General features: G+C 40.2%; 10 protein-coding genes. 2 read left to right on the plus strand and 8 right to left on the minus strand.

From position 1 onward, the window contains the following. The first annotated feature begins 141 nt into the window (after nucleotides 1-141). On the plus strand, nucleotides 142-3,594 hold the full coding sequence (locus tag ABXZ32_RS15245) for a pyruvate carboxylase (RefSeq protein WP_354619551.1): 3,453 nt from the start codon (nucleotides 142-144) through the stop codon (nucleotides 3,592-3,594). Between the two features lie 64 nt (nucleotides 3,595-3,658). Then, nucleotides 3,659-4,342 (plus strand): uracil-DNA glycosylase family protein, encoded by a 684-nt coding sequence (locus ABXZ32_RS15250; RefSeq protein WP_354619552.1) that lies wholly within the window; start codon nucleotides 3,659-3,661, stop codon nucleotides 4,340-4,342. Between the two features lie 43 nt (nucleotides 4,343-4,385). Here ABXZ32_RS15250 and ABXZ32_RS15255 read toward each other — a convergent pair whose 3' ends face one another. The 8 genes from ABXZ32_RS15255 to trpC all read right to left on the minus strand — a co-directional run bounded on the left by ABXZ32_RS15255 (nucleotide 4,386) and on the right by trpC (nucleotide 11,626). Beyond that, nucleotides 4,386-4,526: a hypothetical protein gene (locus ABXZ32_RS15255; RefSeq protein ID WP_354619553.1), complete on the minus strand. Its 141-nt coding sequence runs from the start codon at nucleotides 4,524-4,526 to the stop codon at nucleotides 4,386-4,388. Between the two features lie 110 nt (nucleotides 4,527-4,636). Further along, nucleotides 4,637-6,013, minus strand: a complete 1,377-nt coding sequence (locus ABXZ32_RS15260; RefSeq protein ID WP_354619554.1) for an FAD-containing oxidoreductase — start codon at nucleotides 6,011-6,013, stop codon at nucleotides 4,637-4,639. Between the two features lie 269 nt (nucleotides 6,014-6,282). Beyond that, nucleotides 6,283-7,779, minus strand: a complete 1,497-nt coding sequence (locus ABXZ32_RS15265) for a M20/M25/M40 family metallo-hydrolase (RefSeq protein WP_354619555.1) — start codon at nucleotides 7,777-7,779, stop codon at nucleotides 6,283-6,285. A 99-nt stretch (nucleotides 7,780-7,878) separates the two neighbouring features. Next, on the minus strand, nucleotides 7,879-8,106 hold the full coding sequence (locus tag ABXZ32_RS15270; RefSeq protein WP_354619556.1) for a hypothetical protein: 228 nt from the start codon (nucleotides 8,104-8,106) through the stop codon (nucleotides 7,879-7,881). Between the two features lie 39 nt (nucleotides 8,107-8,145). Then, a complete protein-coding gene (trpA, locus tag ABXZ32_RS15275) occupies nucleotides 8,146-8,907 on the minus strand; it encodes a tryptophan synthase subunit alpha (RefSeq protein WP_354619557.1) in 762 nt (253 codons plus the stop codon). Nucleotides 8,908-8,917: 10 nt separating this feature from the next. Continuing rightward, nucleotides 8,918-10,102, minus strand: a complete 1,185-nt coding sequence (gene trpB, locus ABXZ32_RS15280) for a tryptophan synthase subunit beta (RefSeq protein WP_354619590.1) — start codon at nucleotides 10,100-10,102, stop codon at nucleotides 8,918-8,920. Between the two features lie 12 nt (nucleotides 10,103-10,114). Beyond that, a complete protein-coding gene (locus ABXZ32_RS15285; RefSeq protein WP_354619559.1) occupies nucleotides 10,115-10,783 on the minus strand; it encodes a phosphoribosylanthranilate isomerase in 669 nt (222 codons plus the stop codon). 54 nt (nucleotides 10,784-10,837) lie between these two features. Continuing rightward, a complete protein-coding gene (trpC, locus tag ABXZ32_RS15290) occupies nucleotides 10,838-11,626 on the minus strand; it encodes an indole-3-glycerol phosphate synthase TrpC (protein ID WP_354619561.1) in 789 nt (262 codons plus the stop codon). Nucleotides 11,627-11,649: the final 23 nt, after the last annotated feature.

The following is an 11,649-nucleotide window of genomic DNA, read 5'->3' on the forward strand; positions in this document are numbered from 1 at the left end:
TGAATAGAAAGTATATAGGGTTGTTTTTTCAATTCCGGTAAGATGAAGCCTAAGCTAAAAAGAGTAAGTTTGCTATACAGGCTTGTTCACTTTTTTGTCATGTCTGTTGGTGTAATTCTAACTTTCTAGCATAAATAGCCCATGAAGATAAAAAAGGTATTGGTAGCGAATAGAGGTGAAATTGCCATTCGAATTTTTAGGGCCTGCGTGGAAATAGGCGTAAAAACTGTTGGGATATATACGTATGAAGATAGATATTCCTTACATCGTTATAAAGCCGACGAATCGTATCAGATAGGAGAGGATAAGGAACCTTTGAAACCCTACTTGGATATAGACGTTATAATTAAAGTCGCCAAGGAGAACGATGTGGACGCGATACATCCTGGTTATGGGTTTTTATCGGAGAATGCCAACTTTGCTCAAAAATGCGAGGATAATGGGCTTGTATTTATAGGTCCCAAAGTATCTGTCCTATTGGCTCTAGGGGATAAGATTAGAGCAAAAGAAGTTGCTGTGGCCAACAACATTCCAATCATCAAAAGTAGTATCAAAGATCTTACGGATATTAAAACGGCCTTGTCAGAAGCAGGGCAAATCGGTTACCCTGTTATGCTAAAAGCGGCTTCAGGGGGAGGTGGTCGTGGAATGAGGGTAATCCGTAATGAGGAAGAATTAAGAAAGGGCTTTCCAGAGGCAAAAAGGGAATCCCTAAATGCTTTTGGAGATGATTCTGTGTTCTTGGAGAAATTTGTTGAAAACCCTAAACATATTGAGATACAGATTGTCGCAGACACCCACGGTAATATAGTACACCTCTACGAAAGAGATTGCTCGGTGCAGCGCCGATATCAAAAAGTTATAGAATTCGCGCCCTCGGTAGGGCTGCCTCAGAAAATGAGGAATGAGCTTTATTCCTACGCTATTCTTATTTGTAAGGCTGTAAATTATGACAATATAGGAACGGTGGAGTTTTTAGTTGACGACGATGGAAGCATTTATTTTATCGAGGTCAATCCACGGATCCAGGTAGAACATACGGTGACAGAAATGATCACCAACTATGATTTGGTGAAATTGCAATTGTTTATTGCTGGAGGCTATAAACTTTCGGATAAACAAATAAAAATAAAAAACCAGGCTGCCATTTCAACTACGGGTTTTGCACTGCAGTGCAGAATAACAACAGAAGACCCCACTAATGATTTTAAGCCAGATTATGGCATAGTGACTACATACAGAAGTGCTGCAGGATTTGGAATTCGGCTAGATGCCGGAAGTCTTTACCAAGGAGTGAACATCTCCCCATTTTTTGATTCCATGCTTGTTAAAGTGTCATCCACGGGGAGGACTTTGGATGGAGCCTGTAGAAAAATGAGAAGAGCTTTGGCGGAATTCCGTATCCGCGGGGTTAAAACCAATATGGCATTTTTGGATAATATTTTAAAGCATCCAACTTTTAGGGAAGGGAAGGTCACGGTCAATTTTATACAAAACGAACCTAAATTATTCGAAATTGTCGAGCCCAAAAATAGGGCCAATAAATTGATTGAATTTTTGGGTGAAGTCATTGTTAATGGTAATCCAGATGTAAAACAGAAAAATGTCAATCATGTGTTTACCAAACCAATTGTTCCTTCATTTAACAGAACCGGTGGTTACCCAAAAGGGACAAAGGATTTGCTTACGGAGCTTGGGCCCGAGAAGTTTTCAAGTTGGTTAAAAAACGAAAAGCAAGTCCATTTTACGGATACCACCATGCGGGATGCCCACCAAAGTTTATTGGCAACGCGCATGAGGACCGTCGACATGCTGAAAGTTGCAGAGGGATATGCCAAAAATCATCCCGAGATTTTTAGTATGGAAGTATGGGGCGGAGCCACCTTTGATGTCTGCTTGCGTTTTTTACAGGAAAATCCGTGGGAACGATTGGAATTGTTGCGCAAAGCAATGCCAAACGTTTTACTGCAGATGTTGATTCGCGGTTCCAATGGGGTTGGGTATACTGCTTATCCCGATAACCTCATTGAAAAATTTGTTGAAAAATCTTGGGAAACGGGGATTGATGTTTTCCGGATATTCGATTCACTCAACTGGATGCAGTCCATTGCTCCATGTATAGAGCATGTCCGCACACGAACAGGGGGCTTGGCCGAGGGGTCCATCTGTTATACCGGAGATATTCTGGACGTGAATAAAACCAAGTATAACCTAAAATATTACGTTCAGTTAGCAAAAGAAATTGAAAACGCTGGAGCTCATATTTTAGGGGTCAAGGACATGGCAGGATTGTTAAAGCCATATGCTGCTTTTGAACTCATATCGGCACTAAAGTCCGAACTAAAGATACCTATTCATTTGCATACCCATGACACTTCTTCCCTTCAGGCAGCAACCTATTTAAAGGCTATTGAGGCTGGTGTTGATGTTGTGGATGTGGCTATAGGTGGATTATCAGGACTAACTTCCCAGCCCAATTTCAATTCCATCGTGGAAATGTTGCGTTTTCACGAAAGGGCCCCTATGCTTAATTCAGAGAAGCTGTCCGAATATTCCAATTATTGGGAAACTGTGCGCAATTATTATTACACTTTTGAATCTGGTTTAAAATCGGGCACCGGAGATGTGTTCAAGCACGAGATTCCAGGAGGTCAATATTCAAATCTTAAAGGACAGGCTATTGCCTTGGGGCTGGAAGATAAATTTCCCGAAATAACAAAGATGTATAGTGAGGTTAACCAACTTTTTGGGGACATTATAAAAGTTACCCCAAGCTCAAAAGTGGTTGGGGATATGGCGCAATTTATGGTTAGCAATAATTTAACCGTTAAGGACATTCAGGAAAAAGGTGAATCGATTTCCTTTCCGCAATCGGTCTTAAGTTTTTTTAAAGGCGATTTAGGACAGCCGGTGGGGGGCTTCAATCAAGAATTACAAAAAACAATCTTAAAAGGGCATAAGCCATATTCAGAAAGGCCGAATGCCCATTTGGCTCCCATCGATTTTGAACATGAATTTGCAATGTTCAGGAATCAGTTTTCTGCGGGAATGGGCAGGGAATTGAAAATAACCGACTTTCTATCCTATAAATTATATCCAAAAGTATTTAGCGATGCCTATCAAAAACATCTTAAGTATGGTAATCTAATGAACGTTCCCACCAAAAATTTCTTTTATGGAATGGATATAGGGGAAGAAATAATGGTAGAATTGGATAGGGGGAAGAGCATTCTGGTTTCATTAATGTTAAAAGGTGAACCAGATGAAAATGGCAATGTCAGCATCATCTTTAAAGTAAATGGACAATCTAGAAGTGTATTGATCAGGGATACTTCTATAACGGTTGTAAAGCAAGAAAAGATTAAGGCAGATAATAATGACCCAAAGCACATTGGGTCCCCATTACAAGGTTTATTATCCGCCGTTTTGGTAGAAAAAGGACAATCAGTGAAGAAAAACCAACCCCTTTTTATTATTGAAGCAATGAAAATGGAAACCACAGTAACCGCGACTGAGGAAGGAAAAGTATTTAAAATTCAATTGGAAGGGGGGACTTTGGTCAATTCCGAAGATTTGGTACTCGTCATGGAGTAGTCAATTTTAATATAATTAAGTCGGATAGCTTGTATGGTTGGATCTGATTTTCTTAATTACCGCTATGGAACCGTTTTTGCACACACATCCTTATGAACCCTTCTTATTTGAAGGGGCCACAAAACTGATAGTGGGTACCTTGCCTCCGCCAAGATTTACTACGGGAGAGCTTAAGCAAGGGGATGTTGATTTTTCCTATGGCAGTAGAGATGGACAGTTATGGCCAATTTTGGATCGGATATTTAATTTGAACTTGGAATTTGAGACCACTGGGGAAGCTATCGCACAACGACAGAATTTTTTAAGAAACCGGGGTATTGGAATATGTGATATTGTGGCCAGTTCTGAGCGTTTAAAAATTGATGCCTCCGATTTGGGAATGCAACAAATACAGCTTAGAAACGTCATAGGATATCTTCACAAATACCCAAAAGTCCATACCCTATTATTTACAGGGGGAAACAGTAAAAATGGCCCTGAGTATTTCTTTAGAAAGCATTTAAATGATTTTGGACTTCGATTGAAATTGATTTCAAATGAGGTGCCGCGAATTCATGAGTTTAAACTGCCCTCAGCAGAGAATAATAAAGCGGTGGAACGAACTATAAGAACTGTTTCCTTAACGGCTCCTTCTGGAGCGGCCAATAGAGCTGTGGGTAGTTTGCCCTTGTACAAGGAATTGAAAATGAAAGACCCAAAATTCAATACAATTGATTTTCGGGTCTTACAGTATAGTCAATTTTTTTAATTGCAAAATGATGCCATGTTGTTGATGGCAAAAACTTTTTCAACTATTTCTTTTTCTGTTGGTCTTTGATGGTTTGCTCATCTATATCAAATTTGTTGGTCTCAACAGTTGTGTTTCCAGTTGGATTGGTAGGATTTTTTTGTTCTGTTTTTCTTTTCAATCTTTTATCGTCTATAATTCCCATTTCATTTTTGTTTTAAGGTTCATAGTCAATATACTATTACTTATAGAGAAGCCCCGTTAATACATGTATAAACTTTTGTTAGGGAATGTTAAAGGATCATCAGGTAACCTTCAATTTTCCAATGGTTTTAATCCTTCTAAGAGGGTAGGAAGGAGTTCGCTAACTGTAGGGTGTATTTGAACAGAATCGCGAATAACTGTATACGGTTGTTTGGCGGTCATGATGTTCAATATCCCGCTTATGACCTCATCACCTCCAACCCCAAGTATGGAGGCTCCCATTATTTCTTTGGTCTCGGCATCTACAATCACGCGCATAAAACCATCTGTTTCTCCTTTTTCTTTCGCTCTTGCTATTTTGCTCATTTCCCTTTTGCCCACTAACAACTTTTTACCCGTTTTTTTGGCTTGGGATAGGGTCATGCCAGCACGTCCTAGAGGCGGATCTACAAACAGCCCGTAGGTAAGGATTCTATCAGAAACCTTTCTGTTCCCTCCGTCCAATTTATTATTGGCAATAATTTCAAAATCATTGTAAGCTGTATGCGTAAAAGCACCTTCCCCATTACAGTCTCCGAGGGCATAAATACCTGAGACATTGGTTTCAAGATGATCGTTGACTTTTATAAAACCCTTATCATCGGTTTTTATCCCAGCTTTTTCCAAGTTCAGGAGATCCGTATTGGGAACCCGACCGACAGCTAATAATACATGGGTGCCTATAACTTGTGGTTCCCCTTGGTCACAATTGACATTGACGCAAATTTTTCCGTCGTCCAATTTTTTAGCTCCCATACAAGTGGCATTGAGTCGAAATTTCACCCCTTCCTTTTCCAGGGTTTTCTGAATGGATGCTGAAATGTCTTCATCCTCCCGGCTTATAATTGCACTGTTTTTTTCTACGATGGTGACTTCGCAACCAAAGCGCTTGAACATTTGACCAAATTCCAATCCTATATAACTCCCGCCAACAATAACGAGATGTTCTGGAAGCTCGGTAAGTTCTAAAATACTTTGATTGTCCAAGGGTTCCGCAGCTTTGTATTCCTCTGGCATTCTAGGACGGCCTCCCACATTGATATAGATTTCTTCGGCCGAAATTTCCTTTCCATTGACTGCTAATGTCTTTTCTCCAACAAAGGAGGCGGTTCCGGCAATATGGGTTATATTTTCATTGTCTTCAATTCCCTTCTTTATGCCTTCTACAGATCCCTGTATCAGATCATCCTTCCGTTTTTTTACTTTCGCCAGATCGGTTTTGGACCCAGCTGGAATATGGATGCCAAATTCTTCACCATTTTTAGTATCGAACATTCTACGGGCACTGGCTACATAGGCCTTGGTGGGCGTACATCCCGTGTTTAAACAAGTTCCTCCAAAATGCTCTTTTTCTATGAAGGCAACTTTCTTTCCTGCCCCGGCAAGCTTAAAGGCCAGAGGGGTGCCCGCCTGACCAGATCCTATTATAATGGCGTCAAATTTTTTCATTTAATGGCTTTTGCAGCGTTCTTTTTAAAGTTTTGTTCAGAGGATATTAATAATAGCCTATGATACACTGTTCACCTAAATATAAGCTTTATGGTTCATTAATTAAATGCCATGGCGTGTTTACGTCAACCTTTGGGTCGTTTGCGCTATTCTTATCAGGTGAGGAAAAATCGATCTTGAACAAAAAAAAGACTCCCATAACTGGAAGTCTTTTTTAATCGTACAATAGTATATTCAATTGATGAATTCTCAGGACATTAGATGAATTTTTACAGTTTTGGAGTACTCAGTATATTATAAAATACTTCAATCCCATAAGCTATTTGTCCAATTTTCAAATTTTCATTTGGACTGTGTTGATTATTGTCCGGGTTTACCAAAGGGACAATAAAGGCAGGAATCTTTAATTCGTTTATAAAGGGGGCAATAGGAACAGTGCCTCCCATTATACGGATTTGTACTACTTCTTCTTTAAAAGTGTTTTTTAAGGTCTCAACCAAAAAATTACCGTAGGGATTATTCAGGTCCGTTCTAAAGGCATTGGTAACTGTCCCTTCTGTTATGGTCATGATTTTATCGTGTGCTAGGCGTTCCTCTTTAGTAGGAATCTTATCAGTGATGAAAAAGCCTTGTTTTTCAACATGTTTCCTTACCAGATTTTTAAGTCGGGTTCCATCGCTTTCAGGTACCAAACGGAGGTCTATTTCAGCGGTGGCACTTTCGGGAACAATGGTACGTGCCTTATCACCAATCCACCCCGAACCCAGTCCTCTGATGTTCAACGATGGATATTGTAAAGCTTCTTGATAGAAATTTCCAACTTTTTCAGCTGTTTTTATCTGAAGATTTTTTTTAATTTCAGTTTCATCATCAGGGACACTTTTTAAAATGCCCATTGTGGCTTCATCCAAGGTAATACCGTTATAGAACCCATCAATGATGACCTTTCCTTTTGTGTCCTTCATGCTTGCCAGTACTTGGGCCAGTTGAAAGCCGGGATTGGGGGCATAATTTCCATAATGACCACTATGTTGAGGTTTTTCTGGTCCATAGGTGGTCAGGGAAAGGGTGGTAATACCCCTGCAGCCATAAATCACTGTAGGTTTACCAGAATTGTGAACCGGTCCATCGTTGATGATCAGGAAGTCGGCCTTTAAAAGTTCTTTGTACTGTTTAACAGCCTTCGCCAAAGGGGCACTACTCTTTTCTTCTTCACTATCCAGTATCACCTTAATGTTATACGGGAGAACTTTGTTTTCTTTTTTTAAAAGATCTATAGTATTCAAAAACATCACAATAGGACCTTTATCATCAGAGGTAGACCTACCGAACAATCGCCATTCGTAATTGATATCATCATTGAGCTCATCAAAGGATAAGTTTTTCCAGCCATCACCTTCGGGAGCTTTCAATACCACATTATAGGGGTTCGGCTGATCCCATTTGGAAGGATCAACGGACTGGCCATCAAAATGCATATAGAATAAGATGGTAGGTTTGGAATCCTCCATAGGTAGGGCCGCAAAAAATAGGGATTCCCCATCTGTTGGCAATACGGAGGTATTAAAACCGCGTTCGTTGAATTTTTTGGTAAGCCAGGTAATGTTCCTGTTGATATCTGCATGTTCAAGGGCATCATTCGGAATTGAAACAAAATCCCTTAACTCATCAATAGTGTGTCTTACACTTGATTTCAATTGTATGGCCTCTTGGGCAGAAATTGCAGAAAACACAAGGAATATTGATAGAAACAGTAATTTTTTCATGAAGGTTTTAGTGAATTTTAAAAAGCTAAATTTAGCGAATACTTTTATAATAAGCGTATTTACCCAATCTCTTTTATAAGTCTTAAACAGGGCGCTATTTTAGCTCTTTGTTCGTATTGAAATAATTTTTAAAAAGAGCAGCCTTATAAGTAATATGAAAGGAAAGCCATGTAGCAAAACATCGAACCAGTCCATGGGTTGCATGCCCGCTGCACCGCCCATTATCCATTTTAATTTCCCTAGAATATGAGGTTCCGGAACAAAGGGGGCCAGCCCTATGGTCAGACATAACAGCAAGACTATTTTCCAGTTGTTGATTAAATCCATTGTAGGTGCCTTAATTAAATTTATATGGAAGGGAATCTTTTAGCGAATGGATTTTACAAATTCCGCAATGTCATTTACTCCCTTGTACGTTAAATGCTTGATGAATGCCGAACCAATTATGGCTCCTTTTGCTTTTTTAGTAGCCTGTTTAAAGGTCTCTGAATTGTTGATCCCAAATCCTACAATTTGAGGATTTTTAAGGTTCATATTGGCAATCCTGTTGAAATAATCTTCCTGGCTGTTGCCAAACCCATCTTGGGAGCCTGTTACGCTTGCAGAACTCACCATATAGATAAAGGCGTTGGAAGCTGCATCAATTTGTTGGATACGGGCATCGCTGGTCTGAGGGGTAATCAGGAAAATATTGGCAAGTCCGTTTGCTTTGAAAATATGCTCGTACTTGTCTTGATACACATCCAATGGCAAATCGGGCATGATGATGCCATCTATCCCTATTTCCTGACATTTTTTACAGAAGGCCTCTACACCATATTGTAGCATAGGGTTAAAATAGCCCATCACGATCAAGGGAATGGAGACCGTTTTTCTAATATCCTTTAATTGTTCAAAAAGTAGGGCAGTGTTCATGCCATTTTTAAGGGCTTGAGTAGAGCTTGCCTGAATGGTCGGACCATCTGCCAAGGGATCGCTGAAGGGCAATCCAATCTCTATCATGTCCACCCCATTTTTCTCCAAGTCCTGAATGATTTTTACGGTATCGTTCAAAGCTGGGTATCCGGCAGTAAAATATATGGAAAGTAACTTCTTGTTATCTTGTAATTTCTGATTGATTCTGTTCATCGTGTGGGTACTAAGCCAAATTAAAATATTCTATGTAAGTGTTGAGGTCCTTATCGCCCCGGCCAGATAGGTTAATGACCACTACATCATCCGGTTTAAATTTTCTATGTTCAAAAATGGCAAGGGCATGCGACGTTTCTATGGCAGGAATGATGCCTTCCATTTTGGAAAGCTCCAAGCCTGCCTGCATAGCGTCATCGTCGGTGATCGAAATAAATTCTGCCCTTCCTGTTTTATAAAGATGGGCATGCATCGGTCCAACTCCTGGGTAATCCAAACCTGCCGAAATGGAATAGGGTTCGGTAATTTGTCCGTCCAAAGTCTGCATCAACAAAGTTTTACATCCATGGATAATACCTTCCTTGCCCAAAGCTGAAGTAGCGGCACTTTCGCCAGAATCCACACCTTTTCCTGCGGCCTCTACGGCAATAATACCTACCTCTTCTTCATGAAGGAAATGATAATACGTCCCGGCAGCGTTACTTCCACCTCCAATACAGGCAACGACGTAATCAGGGTTTTCTTTCCCTTCCTTTTCTTTCAACTGCCATTTGATCTCTTCTGAAATCACCGCCTGAAAACGGGTAACCATATCTGGATAGGGGTGAGGGCCAATAGCGGAACCAATAATATAATGGGTATCCACAGGATTGTTGATCCAATCCCGTATAGCCTCATTAGTGGCGTCCTTTAAAGTCCTGCTACCGGAAAGTGCGGGACGCACCTGCGCCCCCAACATTTTCATACGGGCCACATTGGGAGCTTGACGTGCTATATCTATCTCTCCCATATAAACAATACATTCCATCCCCATAAGGGCACATACCGTGGCGGTGGCAACACCATGTTGCCCTGCTCCGGTTTCCGCAATGATCCGAGATTTTCCTAAACGTTTGGCCATTAAGATCTGACCTATCGTATTATTGATTTTATGAGCCCCGGTATGGTTTAGGTCTTCCCTTTTTAGGTAGATCTTTGTGTTGTACTTTTCGGATAAACGCTTGGCAAAATACAGGGGAGAGGGCCTGCCCACATAATCTTTCAACAATTGGTCAAACTCTTCTTTAAAGGAAGGTTCAGCCATAATCTTCAAATAGTTCTCCCTCAGATTTTCTACGTTGGGATAGAGCATTTCCGGAATATAAGCCCCGCCGAAATCCCCATAATATCCTTTTTCGTCTACGTTAAATGTCATCATCTTAAATTATTATTTACGTAAAAATTGCATAAATGTTTTAAGTTTTTCAATTTGCTTTCTCCCTGGTTCTACCTCAAACCTGCTATTTACGTCTATGGCGTGGCAATATTGGGATTCTGGCCTTTGTAGGAAAGTGGCTAGCTTATCTAGCTCTTCCAGTCCAATTCCGCCACTTAAAAAAAATGGTTTGGTGGAGGGATAGTTTGTGAGGACCTCCCAACTAAAAGTATATCCGTTACCGCCAGGCAATTTACCTTTGGTGTCGAATAAGTAATAATCACATACTGCTTCGTAATCAGCCAAAATAGAAAAATCGAAATCGTCTTTAATGGAGAACACCTTTATGATCTCCAAGGTGCTCCGCTGCTGAATAGTATGATTTTCCTTCAGGTCCTTACAGAATTTTGGGGATTCTGCACCATGTAATTGTACGGCCTGGAGCTCAAATTCTAAAACTTTTTGAATAATTTCATCAAGGGAGGCATCTACAAAAACACCTACTCTTTTTATGGAAGAAGGTAACCTACCCAAATCCCCTGTAAAAACTCGCTTGGAAGGTTCCCAGAAAATGAACCCTAGGTAATCTGGCCCTAAATTAGCGACCGCCTCCATGTTCTCTGCATATTTCATCCCGCAGACCTTGATCTTTACTTCTTGGTTTTTGAAAGAATTCTTCATATTGCTGTTAATTAATGTCTTCTTTTCCATTATTCAGAGGTTCCTTTCAATTTATTAGGCCCCTTTTAACGACTTTATAAATTGTTGGGCACTATTCCCTGGATTATCCGTTTTCATGAAATTTTCACCTATTAAAAACCCCTTATATCCGTAGTTCTTTAATTCTTGGATAGCTTCCATGGAACTGATCCCACTTTCAGAGACTTTTACAAAATCATCGGGAATAATGGTAGACAGACTTTTGCTTGTTTCCAAACTGACTTCAAAAGTTTTTAGGTTCCTGTTGTTCACCCCCAACATGTCCAAGCTGGGCATAATGGATTTGTGAAGTTCCTCTTCGTTGTGCACTTCCAATAAAACGTTGAGGTGCAGATTTTTTGCAAATTCTGAAAAGGCCTTTATTTCATCTCTCGATAAAATAGCGGCGATCAAAAGAATGACATCGGCCCCATAGGACTTGGCCTCCAAGATTTGATACTCATCTATAATAAATTCTTTGCGTAGTAGCGGCATATTTACAGATGCCCGAGCAAGGAGTAAATCGTCCATGGAACCACCAAAATATTTTCCATCTGTAAGCACCGACATGCCGCAAACACCTGCCTGTTCATAACCAGTGGCTACATCTTGCACATTGAGTTTTTGATTGATCACCGCTTTTGAAGGGGATCTCCGTTTGTGTTCCGCAATTATTCCGGTATCGCTATGTTGCAAAGCCTTAGCAAGTGAAATTGTTGGCCGTTCAAATAGGGCCGAAGTTTCCAATTGTGTGGTAGGGATGATCAATTTTTTTAAATTGACCTCCTTGCGCTTATCCAGGACTATTTTATCTAATATATTCATTTGTTCTAGAGACCGTTATTGTT

Origin of the sequence: Sediminicola luteus, assembly GCF_040566555.1 — a bacterium.
In the GTDB taxonomy this organism is placed as follows: domain Bacteria; phylum Bacteroidota; class Bacteroidia; order Flavobacteriales; family Flavobacteriaceae; genus Sediminicola.